Source organism: Burkholderia savannae, from assembly GCF_001524445.2.
Classification (GTDB): domain Bacteria; phylum Pseudomonadota; class Gammaproteobacteria; order Burkholderiales; family Burkholderiaceae; genus Burkholderia; species Burkholderia savannae.
The window spans coordinates 1,043,029-1,065,367 of sequence record NZ_CP013418.1 but is presented as its reverse complement, the minus strand read 5'-3'; the positions used below and the strand labels follow the sequence as shown (position 1 = coordinate 1,065,367).

The 22,339-nt window shown below is 65.8% G+C and carries 18 protein-coding genes and 1 pseudogene; 11 read left to right on the top strand and 8 right to left on the bottom strand.

The window, feature by feature from the left end; translation table 11 throughout:
• Window positions 1-26: 26 nt before the first annotated feature.
• Both WS78_RS25810 and WS78_RS25805 read left to right on the top strand, forming a co-directional pair.
• Window positions 27-371: pseudogene (locus WS78_RS25810) on the top strand (hypothetical protein); the annotation flags it as partial.
• A complete protein-coding gene (locus WS78_RS25805; RefSeq protein WP_059581863.1) occupies window positions 368-2,092 on the top strand; it encodes a tannase/feruloyl esterase family alpha/beta hydrolase in 1,725 nt (574 codons plus the stop codon). The pseudogene WS78_RS25810 and the gene WS78_RS25805, both read left to right, overlap by 4 nt.
• Before the next feature lie 486 nt (window positions 2,093-2,578).
• Here WS78_RS25805 and WS78_RS36325 read toward each other — a convergent pair whose 3' ends face one another.
• Window positions 2,579-3,067, bottom strand: a complete 489-nt coding sequence (locus WS78_RS36325) for a hypothetical protein (protein ID WP_156437548.1) — start codon at window positions 3,065-3,067, stop codon at window positions 2,579-2,581.
• Window positions 3,068-3,433: 366 nt separating this feature from the next.
• Here WS78_RS36325 and WS78_RS25780 point away from each other — a divergent pair, with 366 nt between their 5' ends.
• On the top strand, window positions 3,434-4,252 hold the full coding sequence (locus tag WS78_RS25780) for a hypothetical protein (RefSeq protein WP_038753192.1): 819 nt from the start codon (window positions 3,434-3,436) through the stop codon (window positions 4,250-4,252).
• A 128-nt stretch (window positions 4,253-4,380) separates the two neighbouring features.
• On the opposite strand, the gene WS78_RS25775 is transcribed toward WS78_RS25780, so the two are convergent.
• Window positions 4,381-4,995: a TetR/AcrR family transcriptional regulator gene (locus tag WS78_RS25775; RefSeq protein ID WP_038753194.1), complete on the bottom strand. Its 615-nt coding sequence runs from the start codon at window positions 4,993-4,995 to the stop codon at window positions 4,381-4,383.
• Window positions 4,996-5,110: 115 nt separating this feature from the next.
• Here WS78_RS25775 and WS78_RS25770 point away from each other — a divergent pair, with 115 nt between their 5' ends.
• Entirely contained in the window at window positions 5,111-5,548 is a 438-nt protein-coding gene (locus WS78_RS25770; protein WP_038753195.1) for a hotdog fold domain-containing protein, read from the top strand.
• A 178-nt stretch (window positions 5,549-5,726) separates the two neighbouring features.
• Window positions 5,727-6,824, top strand: coding sequence for a branched-chain amino acid ABC transporter substrate-binding protein (locus WS78_RS25765; protein WP_059581812.1), 1,098 nt, complete (start codon window positions 5,727-5,729; stop codon window positions 6,822-6,824).
• A gap of 83 nt (window positions 6,825-6,907) precedes the next feature.
• Here WS78_RS25765 and WS78_RS36320 read toward each other — a convergent pair whose 3' ends face one another.
• Window positions 6,908-7,303 (bottom strand): hypothetical protein, encoded by a 396-nt coding sequence (locus WS78_RS36320; protein ID WP_156437547.1) that lies wholly within the window; start codon window positions 7,301-7,303, stop codon window positions 6,908-6,910.
• Between WS78_RS36320 and trhA the strand changes: the two genes are divergently transcribed.
• On the top strand, window positions 7,298-7,918 hold the full coding sequence (gene trhA / locus WS78_RS25755; RefSeq protein ID WP_059581806.1) for a PAQR family membrane homeostasis protein TrhA: 621 nt from the start codon (window positions 7,298-7,300) through the stop codon (window positions 7,916-7,918). The genes WS78_RS36320 and trhA overlap by 6 nt on opposite strands.
• 86 nt (window positions 7,919-8,004) lie before the next feature.
• Here trhA and WS78_RS25750 read toward each other — a convergent pair whose 3' ends face one another.
• Both WS78_RS25750 and WS78_RS25745 read right to left on the bottom strand, forming a co-directional pair.
• Window positions 8,005-8,526 (bottom strand): hypothetical protein, encoded by a 522-nt coding sequence (locus WS78_RS25750; RefSeq protein ID WP_038753203.1) that lies wholly within the window; start codon window positions 8,524-8,526, stop codon window positions 8,005-8,007.
• Window positions 8,527-9,168: 642 nt separating this feature from the next.
• The gene (locus WS78_RS25745) at window positions 9,169-9,999 is read right to left on the bottom strand and encodes a lectin OAA family protein (RefSeq protein ID WP_059581801.1); all 831 of its coding nucleotides are present in this window, start codon (window positions 9,997-9,999) and stop codon (window positions 9,169-9,171) included.
• 638 nt (window positions 10,000-10,637) lie between these two features.
• Here WS78_RS25745 and WS78_RS25740 point away from each other — a divergent pair.
• Window positions 10,638-12,110 carry a glycosyltransferase family protein gene (locus WS78_RS25740; RefSeq protein ID WP_226377310.1) on the top strand — a complete coding sequence of 491 codons (1,473 nt, stop codon included), beginning with the start codon at window positions 10,638-10,640 and terminating at the stop codon, window positions 12,108-12,110.
• Window positions 12,111-12,412: 302 nt separating this feature from the next.
• Window positions 12,413-13,876 (top strand): radical SAM protein, encoded by a 1,464-nt coding sequence (locus WS78_RS25735; protein WP_226377309.1) that lies wholly within the window; start codon window positions 12,413-12,415, stop codon window positions 13,874-13,876.
• Window positions 13,877-14,170: 294 nt separating this feature from the next.
• Here WS78_RS25735 and WS78_RS25725 read toward each other — a convergent pair whose 3' ends face one another.
• From WS78_RS25725 to WS78_RS25715, 3 genes are all read right to left on the bottom strand, one after another.
• On the bottom strand, window positions 14,171-15,475 hold the full coding sequence (locus WS78_RS25725; protein ID WP_059581787.1) for a flavin-containing monooxygenase: 1,305 nt from the start codon (window positions 15,473-15,475) through the stop codon (window positions 14,171-14,173).
• Between the two features lie 4 nt (window positions 15,476-15,479).
• Window positions 15,480-16,544 carry an S-adenosylmethionine:tRNA ribosyltransferase-isomerase gene (locus WS78_RS25720; RefSeq protein ID WP_059581784.1) on the bottom strand — a complete coding sequence of 355 codons (1,065 nt, stop codon included), beginning with the start codon at window positions 16,542-16,544 and terminating at the stop codon, window positions 15,480-15,482.
• 1,032 nt (window positions 16,545-17,576) lie between these two features.
• Window positions 17,577-18,044, bottom strand: a complete 468-nt coding sequence (locus tag WS78_RS25715) for an Lrp/AsnC family transcriptional regulator (protein WP_038743926.1) — start codon at window positions 18,042-18,044, stop codon at window positions 17,577-17,579.
• A 325-nt stretch (window positions 18,045-18,369) separates the two neighbouring features.
• Here WS78_RS25715 and WS78_RS25705 point away from each other — a divergent pair, with 325 nt between their 5' ends.
• From WS78_RS25705 to WS78_RS25695, 3 genes are all read left to right on the top strand, one after another.
• Window positions 18,370-19,755, top strand: a complete 1,386-nt coding sequence (locus WS78_RS25705) for an amino acid permease (protein WP_038743928.1) — start codon at window positions 18,370-18,372, stop codon at window positions 19,753-19,755.
• Between the two features lie 32 nt (window positions 19,756-19,787).
• Window positions 19,788-20,990, top strand: coding sequence for an amino acid aminotransferase (locus WS78_RS25700; protein WP_038743930.1), 1,203 nt, complete (start codon window positions 19,788-19,790; stop codon window positions 20,988-20,990).
• 346 nt (window positions 20,991-21,336) lie between these two features.
• Window positions 21,337-21,726, top strand: coding sequence for a DUF488 domain-containing protein (locus WS78_RS25695; RefSeq protein ID WP_038743932.1), 390 nt, complete (start codon window positions 21,337-21,339; stop codon window positions 21,724-21,726).
• Window positions 21,727-22,339: the final 613 nt, after the last annotated feature.

The window sequence follows — 22,339 nt, the reverse complement described above, 5'->3', positions numbered from 1 at the left end:
GCGCGCGCCGAGACCGCCTGCCCGGCATGCGCACCGATCCGTTCTTCGTCGGCGCCGCGTACCGGGCCGCGCCGTTGCGCGCACTCGACGGCGAGGGCTACCGGATCGTCGATGCGCGGCACCACCCGCGAGCCACGTTGGCGATGCCGCGCGCGACCTGCTCGCTGTCGAAGCGCACGGCCGTCTACGCGCGGACCGCGCATCTATGGAACGGCGCGCACGCGCGCTACTCGGTGAGCGGCGGCGGCGGTGGCGGCACGAAGCACGCGCCCGGCATCGGCCGGCTCGGCGCAATGGCAGGCATTCGCCAGCTGTTCCGAGCCCGCGCCATTCGTCTGTCATCCGAATTTTTCGCATGGAGCCGAAGATGAAATCCAAGCACATCGCGCGTCGCGTTCGCCTGCTCGCCGCGCCGCTCGCATGCGCCGCGCTGCAGGGCTGCGGCGTCGTCGTCGATTCCGCGCTGCCGCGCCTCGCCGCCGCGACGCCTGCCGCGATGACCGAAACCTGCGGCACGCTCGCCGCGAAGCTGCGCTTTCCGAACACCGCGTTCACGTCGGTCGCGACCGCGGCGGCGGGCGCGCTCCGCATCGCCGGCAAGCCGATCGGCGAGCATTGCGTGATCGAGGGCAAGATGAACGAGCGGGTGAGCGCGGTCGACGGGCAGACGTATGCGATCGGCTTCGAGATGCGGCTGCCGAAGGCGTGGAACGGCCGCTTCTTCTATCAGGCGAACGGCGGGCTCGACGGCAACGTCGTGACCGCGACGGGCGACATCGGCGGCGGCGGGCCGCTCGACAACGCGCTCAGGATGGGCTTCGCGGTGATCAGCTCCGACGCGGGGCACGGCGCGAAGCAGAATCCGCGCTTCGGCGTCGATCCCGGCGTGCGGCTCGATTACGGCTATCGCGCGGTCGATGCGCTGACGCCGATGGCGAAGCAGGTGATCCGGATCGCGTACGGCAAGGCGCCGGAGCGCAGCTACTTCGGCGGCTGCTCGAACGGCGGCCGTCATGCGATGGTCGCGGCGGCGCGCAACGCGGGCGAATACGACGGCGTCATCGCGGGCGATCCGGGCTTCCATCTGCCGAAGGCGGCGATCGGCGAGATGTTCGGCGCGCAGCAGTTCGCGCGGATCGCGACCGCGACGACCGCGTCGGGCCAGCCGGACCTCCGCAGCGGCTTCACCGACGCCGAGCGGCGGTTCGTCGCGAGCCGCATTCTCGCGAAGTGCGACGCGCTCGACGGCGTTGCCGACGGGCTCGTCGAGGACGTCGCCGCCTGCCAGGCGCACTTCGATCTGAACGCCGACGTGCCGGCCTGCGCGAACGGCGCGCGCACCGGCCAATGCCTGAGCGCCGCGCAGAAGCGCGCGCTCGCGAACGTGTTCGCCGGCGCGCGCAACGGCGCGGGCGACGCGCTGTACGCGAGCTTTCCTTTCGACGCGGGCGTGAGCGGCGGCAACTGGGCCGAATGGAAGCAGGGCAATTCGGTGACGCTCGATCCGGGCGCGGCGGCGTTCACGTTCACGACGCCGCCGCGGCCCGCGTCGGTGCTCGCGAACCTCGAGGCGTACGCGCTCGGCTTCGACATGGACCGCGACGCGCCGGCGATCTTCGCGACGAGCGGCGTGTACGTGGAATCCGCGTGGTCGTTCATGACGCCGCCCGACGAGGCGAACCTGTCCGCGCTGAAGCGGCGCGGCGGCAAGCTGATCGTCTATCACGGCACGAGCGACCCGGTGTTCTCTTCGAACGACACGACCGACTGGTACGCGCGCGTGATGCAGGCGAACGGCGGCGACGCGAGCGACTTCGCGCGTTTTTTTCGCGTCGCGGGGATGAACCATTGCTCGGGCGGGCCGGCCGCCGACCAGTTCGACATGCTGACGCCGCTCGTTGCGTGGGTCGAGGCGGGCCGCGCGCCCGACGCGATCGTCGCGACCGCGCGCGACGCGTCGAACGCGGCGCCGAATCCGGACGTGCCGGCGTCGTGGGGCGCGGGGCGCACGCGGCCGCTGTGCCCTTATCCGCGCGTCGCGCGCTACGACGGGGGCGACGTGAATTCGGCGGCGAGCTTCAGTTGCCGATAGCGGCGGTTCGCGCACGCGCCGAGCGCCGCGCGGGCGGGCGCGCGGCGGCCATGGGGCGCGTCCGGATTCGCACGCTCGAATTCTTGCGCGCCGCTCATAACGTGCGCGTCGGCGGGCAGCCGAGCGCCGTGTCCGCGACGGCCGCCGCGCGCATCGACACGATCGCGCCGGACCCGCCGATGTAAGGTTCGTCGAATGGGAAGCGTTGACGAGCGCGCTCCAGCAGCCGGCGCCATGGACGCTCGCCGGCACGAAGCGGGCGCCGATGGCGCGGGTCTTCGATTTTTCGAGGCCGTGACGCGCGGCTGCGGCGGAATGCGCATCCTTCACCGGGCTGGGCTGGGCGCGGTCGGCGCGTGAATGTCGACGACCGGACGACCAGACCAGCAGTCGACCTGGCGTCGTCGCGCTCCTTGCCGATATGCGTCGGCGCGCAGGTCGCGGAGCATCGGCATGACCCTCGGCCCGCGTTATTGGCGGCCAAAATCATATCGGCATGCGACATTGATTCTCGCCGATATTTCGACCACTCTTGAAAATCCGCGGCGAGGCGCTCGACTGTTTTGGGGCGATGCGATGCGATGCGATGCGATGCGCCGTCGCCAGTCCGTCGCGGGGCGAGGCGGCTTCCGGCCGAGACGGAAGCGGGCGTGCGGCGATCTCGCGAATGAGATTGTTCTCGAATTCGAATTCGAATTCGCCGATGCGACGCGCCAGTTCGCGTCGCGGCGGCGATGCGGACCGGCGCATGCGAGCCGGCGCCGAGCGGGGCCTCGGTGTGCTTTCCGCTTGATCGGGATTCGAATCGACGCCGCCGATTCGGAGCGGTTTCAAGAGCGGCTGGTGAGCGGCCTGTAATGCGCGGCGCTCGCCGTCAGCCGCGATGTCCGGCTCCTTGCGGGCCTCGAGGCGCGCGATGGCCGTCGGGCATCCGGTCCGGGCGTTCGTCGGGCGGCTTCCGGCGTGCGCGGCCACGCCAGTCACGCGCCGGCAGCGCGGGCATCGCCGTATCGTTCGAATCGACGCGGCCGACGCGGTCGATTTGGTCGATTCGGCCGGGCGGTCGCGGCAACGGAGTGCGCGACGACGCCGTCGGCTCCGCACGCCGGCCGGCGATTGAGCGCATCGATGCGCCGCCGGGAGCAACGAACGGCGATGAAGGGCGACGAACGGCGACGAAGATCGACGAGGAGCGACGAAGCATCGCAAGAGAACGCAACCGCAGCGCCGTCGGATGCGAACCGACCGTTGCGTCTCGCTGAACGTCGGCGCCGATCGGCGCCGCATTCGATTGAATCGGCAGAAGCCGCGCAACCGCACTTTCTACAGTGGAGGACCGCGATGAGTTTTCTGAACTACGGCACCCGGACGACCCCGCGCTGGACGATCGACCAGCCGATCTTCACGATCGTGCGCGCCCGTCAGGGCCGGCAGGCGACGTATGTTCCGGGGCGCCAATTCGGCGCGTCGTGCGCATCCGTGTTGCTCGGGCCCGATCTGAAGATGCCCGGCCAGGGGCGTCACAACCCGCCGCAAGTGGGCGGCGCGCCGTGGGACGTCGTGATGGCGGGCGGCCCGGCGCTGACGTTCGTTCAGGACGAGAACCCGAGCTACCGGCCGTGGGTGCGCGGGCACCTGATCAACGGCGGCTGGGGCGGCTCGGGCCGGGACTGGCGCAATCTCACGCCGCTGACTCATTCGGCCAACATGAATCACAAGACGGTCGAGACGTACATCAACAACTTTCTGGAACTGAGCCGCCAGTACGAGGCGAGCGGCCGGCGCGACGCGTGGTACGGCGTTTACTACTGCGTCCAGTGCGCGGCGGACCCGTTCGCGTTGAATCCCGGCGCGACCGATCTGTACACGTATGCGCCGAGCTTCATCCGGATCGGCTGGCGCGCGGTGCGTATCGACAAGCCGGTCGGCGGCAGCACGGCGCTCGGCGTGGCCCAACTGGCGGTCAACGAATTGACGGCCGGCGCGCTGAATGCTGCGCCGGTGCTTCCGTTTGCCCCGCCGGCGCGCGCGTGGGGACCGAGTCCGACGCTGCCGCTCGGCGAGCGCCCGGGCGATCCGGTGCTCGGCTCGTTTCCGGGCGACTGCCCGCCCGCGGCCGGGAACGGCTTCGACGGCTGGGTCGAGGTCCATCAGGGGTAGCCCGCGCGCCGCTTCACCTTCGCCTCCGCCGTCGCCGTCGCCGCCGTCGCCGCCGCGATCAGGCCACGAACGGGCTACGAATGGGCTACGAATGAGCCACGCGCGGCGGCGGCCGCACGACCGGCGCCTTACTTCGACACCGACCGCCATGCCGCGACGGCGAGCTCGTCCCGATACTTGACGGGCGTCGCCTTGACCCGGCCGCTCAGCCACGCGCGACAGTAATTCTCCGATTGGCCGACGATCAGCGACGGCAGCAGTTCGGCCGGCCATTGCGCCATCTCGTCGCGCCCCGGCGCCTGCGCGAACCAGGCGAGCACGCGGCGATTGCGCGAGCGGTTCTTTTCGGCCAGCTCGTCGGCGCGCGGCCCCGACGCGACCGCCGTGCGCGCCATGAACTGGAACCGCGCGAACTCGGGCTGCGCGCTGACCCAGTCGACATAGCTGTGGACGAGCGCGGTGACGCCTTCCCGCGCGGTCGTCGCGCGCCCGAGATAGTCGGCGAGCAGTTGCGCCTGATCTTCGATCGCGCACAGGAAGAGCGCGGCGATCAGCCCGTCCTTGTTGCCGAAGTGGTGATAGATGTTGCCGACGCTGGTGTCGCAGCGCTCGCGGATCATCTCGATCGTCGTCGGTTCGAGCCCGTGGTCGTTGAAGCAGGCGAGCGAGGTCGCGAGGATCGTGCGCTTCAGGGTGGCGCGGCGGCCGGGAAACTGCCGCGTCAGGATGTCGAGGGTAGGCAAGCTGGGTCGCGAAGGAAAAACGAGGGTCACGCAATGGTACCTTGACGCCGGTCGCGGAAACAGAATATTCTTCCGCAACAGAACATTGTTCTGTTTTGCCGATACAGGAGACGACATGAGCCAGGTTCTCGATATGTTCAACGCGGCCGGGGCCGCGCAATTCAGCAAGATGGTTTGTCAGATGGCGCCGTATTTCGGCACGATCGAGCCGGAGGTCGTCGGGTTGCAGCCGGGGCGCGCAGAGGCGAAGGTCGGTTTCCGGCGCGAGATCACCAATCACATCGGCACGGTCCATGCGATCGCGCTGTGCAACGCGGCCGAGCTGGTCGCGGGGCTGATGACCCAGGTGTCGATTCCGGACGGCCTGCGCTGGATTCCGAAGGGCATGACCGTCGAATACCTGGCGAAGGCGAAGACCGACGTGACGGCCGTGGCCGACGGCGCGGCCGTCGACTGGCAGAGCGAAGGCGACAAGATCGTGCCGGTCGAGATCACCGACGCCGACGGCAACACCGTGTTCACCGCGCGGATCACGATGAACATCAAGGCCTGACGCTTCCGGCGCCGCGCGGGGCGCCTGCGCCTGCGCCTGCGGCGCGAAGGCGCCCCGCGCGGCTCGCTGCAACGAATTTTGACCGGGTATCATCCGATCATATGATCAACGCCCGACCAACAAGGAGACTGCAGTGAGAAGGAAAACCGACAAACTGTTGCCGATCAGCGCGGCTGCGATGGTGATGGCCGTTGCCGCGACTCATGCGATGGCCGACCAGGTCGTGAAGATCGGCAGCGCCGAGCCTTTGACGGGGGGCATCGCCCACCTCGGCAAGGACAACGAGAACGGCGCGCGCCTCGCGATCGAGGAGATCAACGCGAAGGGCCTCACGATCGGCGGCCAGAAGATCACGCTCCAGCTCGACGCGCAGGACGACGCGGCCGACCCGCGCACCGCGACGCAAGTCGCGCAGAAGCTCGTCGACGGCAAGGTCGTCGCGGTCATCGGCCATTTGAATTCCGGCACGTCGATTCCGGCGTCGAAGATCTACAGCGACGCGGGCATCGTGCAGATCTCGCCGTCGGCGACGAATCCGGCCTACACGCAGCAAGGTTTCAAGACGACGTATCGCGTCGTCGCGACCGACGCGCAGCAAGGCCCGGCGCTCGCGAACTACGCGCATTCGAAGGGGATCAAGACGGTCGCCATCGTCGACGATTCGACGGCGTACGGCCAGGGGCTCGCGAACGAATTCGAGAAGCGGGCGAAGGCGCTCGGCCTGAAGGTGCTGTCGCACGACGCGACGAACGACAAGGCGGTCGATTTCCGCGCGATCCTGACGAAGATCAAGGGCACGAATCCCGACGCGATCATGTACGGCGGCATGGACGCGACGGGCGGCCCGTTCGCGAAGCAGGCGAAGCAACTCGGCCTGCGCGCGAAGGTTTTCTCGGGCGACGGCGTGTGCACCGAGCAGTTGCCCGCGCTCGCGGGCGCCGCGGCCGACAACGTCGTGTGCTCGCAAGCGGGCGCGGCGCTCGAGAAGATGCCGGGCGGCGCGGCGTTCCAGGCGAAGTACGAGAAGCGCTTCAACCAGCCGATCCGCTTCGACGCGCCGTTCACGTACGACGCGGTGTACATCGTCGTCGATGCGATGAGGCGCGCGAACTCGACCGATCCGGCGAAGATTCTCGCCGTGATGCCGAAGACGAACTATACGGGCGTGATCGGCACGACGGTCTTCGATGCGAAGGGCGACCTGCAGCACGGCGTGATTTCGCTGTACGACTTCAAGGGCGGCAAGAAGACCTTCCTCGATCAGGTCACGATGTAGTTGAGCCGCGCGGCGGCGTTGGCCGCCGGGTTTGCCGGCGGCACGAAACGGGCGGGCGCCGGACGTGGCGCCCGCCCGTTTTTTCATCTGGCGGGCGGGGCGAAGAGGATGCGCCGCCGACGCGCAACCACGCCGATCGACGCCGCCGTCAAGGGGCGCGCACATTCGTTCGACGCCTTGTGGCCGGCCACCCGCTTCGTCGGCGCCGCGCGCGCTGTGACCGCGAAAATCGCGAAGCCGCGTGTCGGGCGGAGCGCGAAGCGACGGCGGCCGCGCACGTCGACGGCATCGCGCGGGCCTGGGCCGGCCGCATCCAGACCCCGCGCGGTGGGCTCTCGGCTCGCCGGACGGGCGTCGGCGCGCGTCGATTTGATCTGAAGCCCCTTCAGCGAACCAGGCCGCACCGCTTTCTTCTCGGGACCGGTATCATCTGAGCTATTTGTCTTGGCGAAACCGTGCGGGGGGGTGGCGTCGTGCATGTCGGTGAGCGTTTCAACAGCATTACCCATCTCGTGGGCGCGGTGTTGTCGGTAGCGGGGCTCGCCACGCTGGTGACGATGGGCGCCCTCGACGGCGACGCATACAAGGTGGTGAGCTTCAGCGTGTACGGCGCGATGCTGTGCGTGCTCTACGCGATCTCGACGCTCTACCACAGCGTGCGCGGCCCGCGCCTGAAAGCCATTCTGCAGAAGTGCGATCATTCGGCGATCTATTTGCTGATCGCAGGCAGCTACACCCCGTTCACGCTGGTCACGCTGCGCGGGCCGTGGGGGTGGTCGCTGTTCGGCGTGAGCTGGGGGCTCGCCGCGTTCGGCATCGTGCAGGAGCTCACGCTCGGACGGCGCACGCGCAGCATTTCGATGGCGCTGTACGTCCTGATGGGTTGGCTCGCGCTCGTCGCGATCCGCCCGCTGATCCACGCGCTTCCTGCGGCGGGAACGGCGTGGCTCGTCGCGGGCGGCGTCATCTATAGCGCCGGCATCTACTTCTTCATCAACGACGAGCGCATCCGTCACGGGCACGGCATCTGGCATCTGTTCGTTCTGGCGGGCAGCCTGTGCCAGTTCGTCAGCGTTGCGGGCTACGTCGCGTGACGCGAAGCGGGGCGCCCGATCGCCGATTTGCCTGCGCGTGCGGCTCGTTCGGCTCGTGCGGGGCGGCGGGCGCCGCCGCGCTCGGTTCACCCGCCATGAACGCCGATAACGTCCTCGTGCACGTTCCATCCGCCTTCCACGTGCGTTTTCGCCGCGCCGTCGCGACCCAGTGAAGCGTGAAGCCCTGTGATCTGCGCGGCGGCATGACGTCCCATATCGGCGATTCCGCTTGCGGCCAGCCGGTTTTGCCAAATGGACTGATCGCCGTTCCGAGCGGCCTCGGTTTCCATCCGGCATAGCTCGGTCAGGTTCTCGCTCGTCATCGGCTGCTCGCGCAATTCCGCCATCGCCGGATTGTCGTGCGCCGCGTCGACCAACGCCGGCGACGCACCGGTCGTGGCGGCAAACGCCGCAGCCGCGGCGTTCTGGAGTTCGCCGACGGTGCCTCTCTTGGCAAGCGGCATCAGTCCGCTCAGCGCACCGTCCGATTGCTTGCGTTGAATCTGATGCGCCGGTGCTTTCGAATCAGCGTTCGTCCTGGAATTCGAATCGGTGGCGGATACCGACGTGACCGACGATCCGCCGCTTGTTGAAATACTCGAGCCCATGCCATCTCCTTGATTGTGTCGCCTGCCGTCGCGCAGCGACAGATATGGTGTTGCGAGTATCGCCGGGGGGGCGCAGATCGATTCGCCGTGCCGGAAGTCACGTCGCGAAACGCGAACATCCTGACGCGATCAGATATGGCGGGATGGGCTCACTGGCGGGACCGCTCGCGAAGCAGCGAGACAGCGAAGCGGTAAGGCGACGAAGCGGTAAAGCAGTAAAGCGATAAAGCAGTAAAGCAATGAAGCAATGAAGCAGCCCGAGCGGCGCGCGAAGGTTTTCTCGAGCGACGGCGTGTACGCCGAGCAGCCGTGCGCGCATGCGTGCGTCGCGGCCAAGAACGTCGTGTGCCCGCAAGCGGGCCGAACCCCGCGGCGTCGAGCTTCCGTACGACACGTTTCAACGAGCCTTACGCGTCTCCGGTTTTGGGAAAGGCGAACGCACACCTGCGTGCGTCGGCATCGCGCGATCGAGATATCGATGGATTCCCGCGAGCCGCGGATACGAAAACGACGTTCTCGAGCGCCGTCCGCAGACGCGCGCCCGGAACGCCGAAGCAACGGCCTCGTGAATCGCCCCGTTCGCCATGACGCCGGCGGGCGAGCGGGACGACTGGAGCGGTGTAACCTCGAGCCTTGCCGACGTTATTGCGGCAATGCCGTGGCGCGGAAGCCGATCGGGCCCTCGCCGCTGTAGGTCATGGTGCCGTGGAACGTGTTGCCGTTGTCGCCGGAGGTGATGTAGAGCTCGACGACGTTTTGGCCCGAGCGGCAGCCGAGCAGCCAGACGCCGCCCGGATGCCACGGAGCGGACGTGCCGCCCCACTGATTCTCGACCGCGTAGTTGTTGCCCGTGACCGCATTCCCCTTGAAGCCGATCGGGCCCTCGCCGGCATAGGTCATGTTCCCGTTCAGGGTCTTGCCGTTGTCCGTCGAGCCGATGCTCACCGCGACGACGGCCTGGTCACGCGCGCCGATCACCCAGACGCCGCCGTTGTGCCACGGCGCTGTCGAGCCGCCCCATTGATTTTCGACCGCGTACACGCCGCCGTCGGCCTGCTGGCTCTTGAAGCCGATCGGGCCTTCGCCCGCATAGGTCATCGTGCCCGCGAGATTCGCGCCCTGGTCGCCGGATTCGAGTTTGAGCGCCACCACGTTCTGATTGGAGCGCCCGCCGATGATCCACGTGCCGCCCGGGTGCCAGGGCGCGGAGCTTCCGCCCCACTGATTTTCGACGTTGTACGTATTGCATTGCGTGAGCGTCGCCCTGAAGCCGATCGGGCCTTCGCCGGCATAGGTCATCGTGCCGGTGAGCGTTCTTCCGCCATCAGCGGATTTGATGTCGATCGCCACGACGTTCTGACCGGAACGGCATCCGAGCACCCACATGCCACCCTCATGCCACTGGGCCGACGAGCCGCCCCATTGATTCTGTACGTGCTGCAGATTGTTGAAGCCCTTGCTGGTCTTTGCCATTGTTATCTCCGTTGATAGTACGGGTGACGCGGGAGTTCAACCCGCGTGCGGAGAACGGCCTTGCACATGGATTGTCGTTGTTGCGCCCGTCGTCCTGTTCCAGAAGGCGAGCGCCGTGGCAGCGCGATCGACTATGGGCAAGGCACGGGCGCTTTTGCAATTGCACGGCCGATCAAACGAGATGGCCACGATCTACCTGCATGATGAGTCGATTTGTTTCTCGCAGGCGATCGACGCTGCGGCTCGTTCTCAAAAAAAGTAGTTCAGCTTCGACCCTCTCACAACTACTAGAACCCGTAGGTATGCGGCGGGCTCCGCGATGGCGTGGCTGCCCTGACACCGGTGCCGGGCCGAGGCCGAATCGAACGCACGGCAGGGCATCGCTCCGCGAGATACCTACCATTACTGAGAGGCGCCTGTCCTCGAGCGATGGCCTAGACTTCACTCATTTCACCTGGCCTCGCGCGCGAACTTTCGAGTCGGCACCGGTACTCGTCATATCACGCGCGCGCCGGCGCATCGGCGCATCAGATCAGCTTCGACACCGAACTTTTTCCGGTGTGGGCGTGCGGCGCGCCATGTGCATCATCCGCTAGAGCGACTTTCGCATACTTCAAAAACGATGGATGGGATGCCTAATGAATTCGTCCGGTGCCATTCGAGAGGAACCGCAAGCCGCTCATCGGGAAAAAGTCCTGTTCGGAATTTCAATGGACGGCGTGCTGGCTTCCGGCATCACCGAGGAGTTTTTGAAAGTCGCGTCGATTTTCAATGGGCACGGCTATCGAACGTATCTCGATCTCGGCTATGACATCAGGAGCGATAAGGGCGATTTCTTTCGGCCTTACGCGAACGAAGCCGAGGCGTTGCCTGATTGGCTCGCGTTGGCGCGCATCCGAGGTCTCGCCGAGGTGAGAGGCTACACGCAGCGTCTGGTCCGGGAAATGCTGGAGCAGATCCGCGATGGGGACGGCGAGCGAATACGCCGATGCCTCGGCGGGGCCATCGTGCCTCGGATTGCCGCATCGATCGTGGATACCTGGCGGCGTCTGGATGTTTCGGTCGTCATCGTGGAGAACGGGTCGCTGCCGGAGAATCTGCTGTTCTCCGAGGCTTTGCGTCTGGCAATCGAGCAGTACGGGCGCGAAAAGCGCAAGGGGCCGTTCGTGCTCTGGCGGGATCACGATCTGATGTGGTTCAGCGAAAGCGAGAAATACGGAGGGCCTGCGTTCGAACACATTCCGAAGCCGCCCGTCTCGAAGTACATCCGATACGCGACCCTCACGAACACCGCCAGAAAGCGGTTCAACGAGTGGGCCCCGCACATCGATGCGACCGTGTTGCCGAACTGCTTTCGGTTCGAGCAAGCCGCAATCGACGACGCCAATCGGCATTTTCGTGCGCACTACGGCATTCCCGCCGATGCGCTGCTGATCGCGCGGTGTACTCGGGTCATTCCGCAAAAAAGGCTGGATAGAGACATTTTCCTTTTGCATGCGTTGCGCGAATCGATGCGTTCGTCGGGCAGCGAGCGGTCCGTTTATCTCTTCGTGACGGGGCCGACCGGCGAACACGAAGAGGAGCATGGCCGACTGTCCCGCATGGCGATCGAGCTGGGAGTCGACGCACAGGTCATCTACGGAAACGGACTGTTGCCGTGCTCGGCGCTGTGTCGCCCGTCGAATCGCGCGTCGCGGGAGCCCCAGTATTCCGTCGGTGATCTTCTGGCGCACGCCGATCTGAGTTCGTTTCTGACCTCGTACGATTACGAAGGCTTCGGCAATCCTCCCGCCGAGGCCAGCGCCCAACAGCGCCCGTTCATCAGCAGCACGTATGAGCTGTACGACGAGGTATACGGGGAAAAGGGATTCAAGAGCCTGCTTTTGCGCACGCGGAAGGATTGGGATGGAATGCCCGACGGCGCCTATGCGCACGCCGTGCGGGAGCTTCTGCTCGACGAACGACGGCGGCAACGATGGGCTCGTTTCAACTTCGAGCTCGGCAGAAGGCACTTTTCCCTGGAGTTCTTGCGGCGCCGGCTTCGCGCATGCCTGCCCGGCGCGCTCGATAGTGCGTCATCCGAAACGATGCGTGATGCAATCAGTGCCTAGGGCCTGTTCCCGCTAATCACGGGCTTGCGAACGTGCCTTTGCGCCCGCAGGGCAAGGAGAGAGGAGGCGCAATAGCCGTCGGCTATTGCAACGACGAACGACGCCGCTATGCGGGCACAAAGGCACGTTCCCGTGACCGAAAAAAATCCGTCGAGGGGCTGGCCGCCAGAAGGGCCGATCGCTGCGTCATGCTCCTCGCGAATACGTCGAGTATTCGCTTCGTCGCAATCCTTGCGCTCGGCCCTTCTGGCGGCCAGCGCAAGCCCGTTATTAGCGGGAACAGGCCCTAGGAGGTGCCATCGATGTCCAGCTCGCCCATCCTGATGCTAGAACGTGTGAGTCCTCGAGAGAGCCTGATGATCGTCGACGGGGATTATCCGCGGCCGCGTGCGGCGGACGTGTTGTGCCGGCCCGAGAACGATCATCTTCTTCGATACGTCGTGAGCGACCCGTTCGGTTCGCACGTGTTTCCGGGTACGAGGGCGTGCTCCCGCGAACGGTTTCTTCAAAATCTTCAGGCCGAGCTGGAGGAACGAAATCCCTATTTTTTGTGGGCGACGATTCCGCTTTGCCAATACCATTGCTACTTCTGTCAATTTCCCATCGTCATGCGCAAGCGCGATGCGGCGGCGTTTCGCGAGCAGGCTCGAAACTGGGTCGAGCTGAACATCGCCGAGGCCAGGCTGTGGCTGACGCGGGTGCCTGCGTTACGCGACGCTCCGGTTGGAGAGTTTTGCCTGTTCGGCGGAACGCCCACTCTTTTGCCCGACGATCTGCTGGCCGAGCTTCTCGATTTCTACCGGTCGAATTTCGGGTTCAACGCCGGCACCACCATTCGCATCGAGGGCAGCCCAGACAGCCTCACGAGCGACAAGCTCGCGCTTCTCCATGAAAAAGGATGCCGAAAGATCACCTACGGCATTCAGTCTTTCGACGATCGGCTGGTTGCGCTCGCCGGGCGAGAACACACGGCCGAGGAAGCCCGGGCGGTCATTCGCGACGCGTTCCGGTTGGGCTTCGAGCGGGTGGACGGCGATCTGATCTACGGATTGCTCGATCAACGTGTCGCGGGTTTCTGTCACGACGTTCGGCGCATGCTGGAACTGGGTTACAGCACGGTCGTGATGACGAAGCTGCACCTTCGCGCGTTCGGCGAAACCGGCACCGCGATCGCGGGCGTTCCCGCCAGGTGGCAGAGCCCGGCGAGCAGGGCGCGCGCATCGCGGGAGGGCCATCGCTGGCCGAGCTTGGGCGAGCAATATCAGATGCGCGAGGCGGCAGTCGCGTTGCTGGAGGATGCCGGGCTCTTCGAGTATCCGACCATGTATTTCCAGAAGCCGCAAACCGGATGCGGACGATGGAAGTCGCTCGTCCTCGATCAGGACAAGCAGTTCGCCGAAGTCGGAATCGGGTTGGGGGGCAGTTCCGCGACTCGGCGTTGCGCGGCCAACGTCGTGACGCGGCCGGGAGAGTACGTCGATGCGATCGCAAGCGGGGAATTGCCGCTCGAGCAGTCGGAAATGAGCGCGGAAGAGGAGATCGCCAGCTCGATGCGCCGCGCGCTCACCACGTGCCAGCTGCTTCGAGACGATTGGCATCGCGCGAGGTTCGCCGGCAGCTCGCTCTTCGATCAGCGCTGGAAACCGGTGTTTCAGAGCCTGGAGCAGCGAGGGCTCACGACGATTCGACCCGCGGAGGGCACGGTCGCGCTCACCGGCGTCGGCAAGACGCTGGTCGAGGCCATCGTCAACACGGAGATTCGCTGAGCGGTTGTCCGAACACGCGCTGGGGCCGCGCCCCGCCGGCCTGTTGAAGCCGCGCGCATTCGGCCGTCGAGCGACGGACGAGTCTTGCCCGGACGCGATCGAGAGAAAGCTGCGTCGCGATTCCGCCAGCGTCGTCATGGCGGGCGAAGGGGGGCCGATGCGTGGGCCCACTGTCGGGCTCGTCGAACGCGTCGGGGCCGATGGCCGCGGCGCGTTTCGATACGATGCCGAAGCAACGCCGGACGGTGGCGCCGACGCGCCCCGCGTCGACGATGACGTGCTCGCAGCCGCGCATCATGATCGCGTGTCGGCGCGGCGTCGCAGCCGGGCGGCGATATAAGGCGCGTCGAGATGGAACCCGGCTACCGTTCCCGAGGACTGCGTACGAAGTCCGTGGAAGCCCAGCCAAAAGAAGCCTTCGACCGGCGTTTCGCAGGATGCGGGCAGTCCGCGAGAATTCAGTGCCCGGCGGACCGCGCCGATCCGCAGCCAGCTCAGGTCGGTGCGCCAGCCCGTCGCCCACACGACGGCGCGGATGCCGTGCTCGCGCAGCGCCAGGCGCGCGGGAGGAGTCGACGCGAGCAGCGGGGGATAGGGCTGCCATGCCGGCTCGATGGTCGGTGGCGGATACCGTGCCCGCTCGCTCGCGTTCCGGCTTGCGATCCAGCGCTCGATGCGATCGATCAGTTCCCGGCAGCCTTGCGATGCGCATGCAACGTTGGCGTGCAGATCCTCGTCGAACGTCGCGATTGCGCCGTCCGGCGAGATGCCGTTCAGTCGCCCTAACAATTGAACGCCGAGCCGAGCCAATGAATGGTGAGAAATCGGATGATCGTGGCCGACGATGGGCATGCGGTCGTGTTGCCCGGCGGAATGCGCGAATGGGCTCGCCGGCGCGCGCAGCAGCCCGATGCGGTCCAGCCAGAACATGATGTCCTCGCCGCGGTAGCTGCGTGGGGTTCCCTCGACTCTCGACGTCGCCAGGTACACGCGGCGGCCGGCCCCGGCCAGTTCCTCGCTGAGCTGCACGCCCGTTTGTCCGCCGCCGACCACCAGAACCGAGCCGTCCTGGACGGCCGAAGGGTTCGTATATGTCCCGACGTGAAGTTGTTGCACGTCGGTGCGCAGATGCCGCGCAAAGTCGGGAATGCTCACGAGTTGATAATTGCCTGGCGCGGCGACGACGTTCAGCGCGTCGTAGCGCTGCGGGCCATCGTCGCTTTCGACGTGTATCCGGAAACGCCCGCCTTCGATCCGCTCGACCGAGCAGACCCGGCAGTGCTCGCGAATGGGAAAGCGCCGCTGTGCGATGCATGCGTCCCACATCCGTACGATCTCTTCGAGCGGGATGCTTCGCCGGGTGCCGGGAAATCCGTCGGTTTGCCCCATCAGCCGTGAATAGGCGAGCGGAGAGTTGATTCTGAACGAATCCCAGCGCGCCGAGCGCCATTGTTCGAGTGCGCGCGCCTTCTCCAGCACCACGTGTTCGCGCCTCTCGCGTTGCAGGACGTAGCTCATGCAAAGGCCCGCGTGACCGGCGCCGATCACGACGGTGTCGATGCGCTTGTCTCGTCGCGTGCTCTCCGTCGACCGTGTCATGCCGTTACAGAATCAGCATGCTGTCGCCGAACATGTCGAATTCGTATTCCCCCATCTCGAGAATCTCCGCGTAGCCGCGCATGAGGAGATCCTTGCCCGCGAAAGCCGCGGTCAGCACGATGTGGCTCGATCGCGGGCGATGCAGGTTCGTGAGCAGCCCGTCCGCGATCTTGAACTCGAATCCGGGATAGATGTAGAGCTCGGTCCATCCCGCTTGGGCGCGGAGGGCGGCGCCCGGCTCGCCATGCGCCGCGAGCGATTCCAGCGTTCGCATGGCCGTCGTGCCGATGGCTATGATGCGGCGCTTCTCCGCGCGCGCGCGGTTGATTTGCTCGGCTGCCTCGGCGCTCACTTCGAAGTACTCGGGCCTCACCTTGTGATGCTCGATCTCGTCCTCGCTGATATGGCGAACCGCGAGGATTTCCGTCGCGCCGACATGCAGCGTGACGTAAGCGAATTCCACGCCTTTTTCGGCGATTTCCTTTAGCACGTCGGCGGAGAAATGCAGGCCTGCTGAAGGAATTTCCAGCGAGCCGGGCTTCTTGGCATAGACGGAGCGGTAGGCGTCGCGCCTGGTGCTCCAGTAAGCCGGGTTCAGTTGGAGCTCGTCGTCGCAGCGCCATCCGTATCGATCGAGGACGCGAGCCAATTCCTCGGCGGGTTCGAATCGCGCCCGCCAGAGTCGGTCCGGCTGTGGCGCGAGCAGCGTGCAGGTGAGGCGGTCTTCGTCGGTGGAGGTCAGCGTGAGGCCGGCTTTCGGCGACAGGGAAGACCGGAGCTCGACGATGTTGGTTCCGTCCGGCTCGTGACCGTACACGATCACATGGGCCGATTCGTCGGCATGCTGGAACGACAACGTGTTCGACAGCATGTAGCTGTCGTTGAACACCAGGAGATCACCCGGATGAAGATGGTCGGAAATCGTCGAGAAGACCGTGTGCTCGATCGTTGCCGCCGCGCGATCGAGAACGATCATTTTGCCGCTGTCGCGACGCCTGCCGCGCAATTCGACGGGATCGGTCGGCACGGCATTCCGATCAAGGCCGAAATCAAAATCGTCGGTTTTCATCGTTTATTGTCCTTTGTAGTTCATTTTTTTGAACTGAATCCGATGAGTCGGCATGCGCGTATGCGCGGCAATCATTCTTGGTCGATGCGCGTCGTTGTATTGTCTTCGGCGCCGCAAGATGAATTGAACCATGCAGATCTAACCGAAGGAAGGCGTTGAAACAGGCCGGAGCTTTCGGTGTCTTGGTCATTTACAGACTAGGACATGCCGTATCCGTTTTCAAATAAATAGAGAAATCGAAGCGCGCTTTTATTGGGGTTTGCGTCACTCGGGAAATTGGCGTCATTCGGTTGCTTCCGGCATGCCGGGACGGTCGGCGAATGCTTGCGGCCGCTCGCCGGCATGGGCCCTCCGGGGCGGGGCGACGAACCGAAATGCGTGATCGGCCGGCAGTCCCCATTCGGGCTCGACAGGAACGATTTCGAGAGTGGATGCGTAATATGCTCCGGACGCCATTGCGCCGGCCGCGACGATCCTCTTCTATCGGAATCGGCGGTGGTCTGGCGTATTAGGGAAGAAGCGCATATGCCGAATTGAATATATCGAGGCGTCGAGAATTAAGCCGTCGGCATGACGAAATATTCGAAGAGCAAGCCGTGTCGATGAGAGTTGATCGAGCAATTTCCCATGAGCGCCACGGGCTCGGCCACAGACTTTTTCCGGCGCGAATTGCGGCGGGTCTATGGGCGCATGCATCACGGAAATGAATGGCGCGCCGGGTCGGCTCGGGATTGCGCGGTCGCGCTGCCGGACCGTCGGCGTCGGCTGCCGACTGCGAGGATCACGCCGCGGTTGATTGCGGGTGCGAGCCGCGGCCCGATTCAGGACAGCAGGACATCAAAACATCGCTCGATCGATCGGCGCTGATGCGGGCGGCTTATGCATCGCGACGATTGCCGGCCGCGGCCATTTCCCCCTAGGAGCCGGCCGCGACCCTACCGTTCTCCCTGACGAGCCTCATTGGCCGACTCGCGTTCATTCGCGGCGCGCGCTTCTCTCGAGCGCGGCGTGTTTCCGCGCCCGTTCGCGCGGCTACAGCGGCATCGCGCTCGTGCACTTGATCTCGTCGAGACACACGCTCGAATGCACGCCGCTCACGCCGGGGATGCGCATCAGCGTGTCGAGCAGGAACGTCGACAAACCCTTCAGATCCGCGGCGACGACTTTCAGCACGTAGTCGATATCGCCCGTGACCGAAAAACACTCCTGAATCTGCGCGAGCTCGGAGACGAGCTTCTGGAACGTCGACAAGTCGCGAATGTGGCCTCGCTCCATCGTCACCTGGACGAACGCGGTGACGCCGAAGCCGAGCGTGTCGGCGTCGAGCCGGGTCTCGTAGCGCTTGATGGCGCCGAGTTCCTCGAGGCGCCGGTGCCGCCGCAGCGTCTGCGCGGGCGACAGCCCGACGGCCTTGGCCAGCTCCAGATTGGAGATGCGGCCGTTTTCCTGCAGGATCTCGAGCAGATGGCGATCGATGCGATCAAGAAGCGGTTCTTGCATTTTTGTTTCCCTAGTTGTCTCCCGGATGCAATTTTATCTCATAATGTAGGGTTTGCATGAAGGGCTTACGAAACCCCATTTCATCCTGCCGGCGATAAACTGAGCCCCGATTTTTGCGCGAGATCAATGAAAAATCGGTGCGCGCACGCACGGGCGGGGAGCGGTTTTCCCGCCCGACGCACGACGACGCACGCCGCGCAGGAATTCGGCATCCCCAGCCCGGCCGCTCGCCGCGACATCCGCGCGCGGCCGGAACAAGTACACGGCGCCCGGCCGGGTCCGAAGGCGCACCGCCTCCAGAAAGGGCGGATGAGACGGAGAAGACATGGTTTCAGAACAGGACAACGACGGCCTGAAGCGAGGGCTGAAGAACCGCCACATCCAGCTGATCGCGCTAGGCGGCGCGATCGGCACGGGGCTTTTTCTCGGCATTGCTCAGACGATTCAGATGGCGGGGCCGTCGGTGCTGCTCGGCTACGCGATCGCCGGTGTCGTCGCGTTCTTCATCATGCGGCAGCTGGGCGAGATGGTCGTCGACGAGCCCGTCGCCGGCTCGTTCAGCTATTTCGCGAACAAATACTGCGGGCACTTCACGGGCTTTTTGTCCGGCTGGAACTACTGGGTGCTGTACGTGCTCGTGAGCATGGCCGAGCTGTCGGCGGTCGGCATCTACGTCCAGTACTGGTGGCCGGGCGTGCCGACATGGATCTCGGCGCTCGTGTTCTTCGTCGCGATCAACGCGGTGAACCTCGCGAGCGTCAAGTCGTATGGCGAAACCGAATTCTGGTTCTCGATCATCAAGGTGGCCGCGATCGTCGGGATGATCGGCTTCGGCGGCTATCTGCTGCTGGCCGGGCACGCGGGCCCGGACGCCGGCGTCGCGAACCTGTGGCGGCACGGCGGCTTCTTCCCGAACGGCATCGGCGGCCTCGCGATGGCGATGGCGGTCATCATGTTCTCGTTCGGCGGGCTCGAGCTCGTCGGCATCACGGCCGCCGAGGCGAACGACCCGTCGCACAGCATCCCGCGCGCGACGAACCAGGTGATCTACCGCATCCTGATTTTCTACATCGGCGCGCTCGGCGTGCTGCTGTCGCTGTATCCGTGGCAGAAAGTCGTGACGGGCGGCAGCCCGTTCGTGCTGATCTTCCACGCGCTGTCGAGCGACGTCGCCGCGAACGTGCTGAACGTCGTCGTGCTGACGGCCGCGCTGTCGGTCTACAACAGCTGCGTCTATTGCAACAGCCGGATGCTGTACGGCCTCGCGCGGCAGGGCAACGCGCCGCAGGCGCTCGCGCGCGTGAACCGGCGCGGCATCCCGATCGCGGCGCTCGGCATGTCCGCGTTCGCGACCGCGCTCTGTGTGGTGATCAACTATTTCATGCCGGGCAAGGCGTTCGAGCTGTTGATGGGACTCGTCGTATCGGCGATCATCATCAACTGGGCGATGATCAGCGTGATCCACCTGCGGTTCCGTCAGGCCAAGCGCGCGGCGGGCGAGCAGACGCGCTTCAAGAGTCTCGGCTATCCGCTGACGAACTATCTCTGTCTCGCATTCATGGCGGCCATCCTCGTCGTCATGTTCCGGACGCCCGATCTGCGCCTGTCGGTCTACCTGATCCCCGTGTGGCTCGCGGTGCTCGCGATCGGCTACCGGTTCCGCCAGCGCGGCGCCGGCTATGCGCTCGGCGACGGCGTCTCGGCCCGGTGACCCCGATTTTTCTTCATCAGTCAGAAACCGCCATGTTTGAACATATCGATGCATACCCCGGCGATCCGATTCTCACGCTGAACGAGAACTTTCAGAAAGATCCGCGCACGCGCAAGGTCAATCTGAGCATCGGCATCTATTTCGACGACGACGGCCGGATTCCGGTGATGGGCGCCGTGCGCGAGGCCGAGGCCGCCGTGCAGCGCGAGTCCGGTCCGAAGCCGTATCTGCCGATGACGGGGCTCGCGTCGTATCGCGACGCGGTGCAGGCGGTCGTGTTCGGCGAGGAGAGCGCCGCGCGCGCGGCCGGATGCGTCGCGACGGTCCAGACGCTGGGCGGCTCGGGCGCGCTCAAGGTGGGCGCGGACTTCATCAAGCGCTATTTCCCGGATTCGCAGGTGTGGATCAGCGATCCGAGCTGGGAGAATCATCGGTTCATCTTCGAGCGCGCGGGCTTCACGGTCAACACGTACCCGTACTACGACGAGGCGACGGGCGGCCTGAAGTTCGACGCGATGCTGGCCGCGATCGACGCGCTGCCGAAGAAGAGCGTGGTGCTGCTGCACGCGTGCTGCCACAACCCGACGGGCGTCGATCTCGACGACGCGCAGTGGCTGAAGCTGATCGACGTGCTGCAGGCGCGCGAGTTGCTGCCGTTCGTCGACATGGCGTATCAGGGCTTCGGCGCGGGTCTCGCGGCCGACGCGTTCGCGATCCGCGAGCTCGCGCGCCGCGGCGTGCCTGCGTTCGTCGCGAACTCGTTCTCGAAGAATTTCTCGCTGTACGGCGAGCGCGTGGGCGCGCTGTCGGTGATCTGCGACGACGCGGCGGCGGCCGAGCGCGTGCTCGGCCAGCTCGCGGGCGCGGTGCGGTCGAACTACAGCAATCCGCCGACCTACGGCGCGAAGATCGTCGCGCGGGTGCTGACGACGCCCGCGCTGCGCGCGCAATGGGAGGAAGAGCTCGCGGCGATGTGCCGGCGCATCGCGAAGATGCGCAGCGCGATCCACGACGGCCTGCGCGCGCACGTGCACGGCGAGGCGCTGTCGCGCTACGTGAAGCAGCGCGGAATGTTCACGTATACGGGGCTCACTGAAGCGCAGGTCGATTGCCTGCGCGAGCAGCACGGCGTGTACGTGCTGCGCTCGGGCCGGATGTGCGTCGCCGGGCTGAACGAAGCGAACGTCGGCATCGTCGCGGAAGCGATCGGCGCCGTGATCGCGAGCGGCGTTTGACGCGGTGACGCGCGCGGGCGCGCGGGGCCGGTCGGGAAGCCGGGTTGCGGCGCGCCCGGCGTGTTTGGGGAGCGGTGCTGCGCTGCGTGCCTTCGGCCGCGCGCCGGTGCCGCATCGACAGGCGCGGGCGGCGGCGCGACGTGGCTGCCGCCGCGGTGCCGCTGTCGTGCCGCTGTCGTGCCGCCGTTTACGCAAGACGATGAGCCGTCGGCCGGCGGCGATGGATGTGCATCGTCCGCCGGGGCTTTGCGTGAACGTGTGCGCGCCGCATTGTCCGGCGGCGCGTGGCGCGCGGATTTGGCGTCTGCGCGCCACGCGCGCCGGCCACTCTGAACGGGAGTCCAGCATGAGCATCAGCATCGTCCAACTCGGCAAGCCGCGCGCCGGCGACGAGGGCTTGCGGATCGGCACCGTGCGCCGTCCGCCGCGCGGCGTGCCGAAGGAAGAATTCGCGTCGCGCGACTATTACGACGTCTGGCTGCCGACGCTGTCGCCGAGTCCGGAGCTCGTCTCCGAAGCGCTGGCGGCGCAAACCGACGCCGAATGGAAGGCGTTCGCGCGCAAGTTCCGCGCCGAGATGAAGCATGGCGACGCGAGCAAGGTGCTCGACGTGCTCGCCGCGTTGTCGGCGACGTCGAATTTCGCGATCGGTTGCTATTGCGACAACGAGGCGCGTTGTCACCGCGGTATCCTGCGCGAGCTGCTCGCGGAGCGCGGGGCGTCGATTCGTTCGTGATCGGCGGGGTTTGGGGCGCGGGACGTTGCGCGCGAGACTCGATCGCGGCGTCATCCGCGACGCCTCTCATGCGAGGGCGCAGACTTTGCGATCGCGATCGTGGGCACTCGTCGGATACGGGGTGTCCGCTTTCACCGGACGCGGATGCATCGGCACCTGCGAAACACGCGGCGAATGGCTGTGCAACGTGCTTTGCGAAGCGGAGCCGTACATCGATCGCCTTGCGTCCGGCGCGTCATGCGAAGGATGCGCTGATCCAATTCGCTGTCGCGACTGATGACCATGGATGCCAACGGCGCACGTGCCGACCGGCCACTCGGCGCGCATCGAGCAGGTTGCGTGGGAATGCGATGCCGGGAGGCGGGCGGACGACGACGCCACGTTTGTCGCTCGCGCTCGCGTAGCTTGCGACGTGCTTCTCGATTTCGCCCGGCACGGCTGCCCTCATCCGGTTTGACTCCATTCGATTCCGGCAATGCGGCACGATTCGCTGCCCTTGGCGTTGCCGACTTTCGGCCGAACTGCAGTCGGCCAGCGGTTCCGCCTCAGTAGGTTTGCTTGAACCCTTGACTCCAAGCTCCCTGGCTGCTGATCGAGTCGGGCTCGTTGGCTC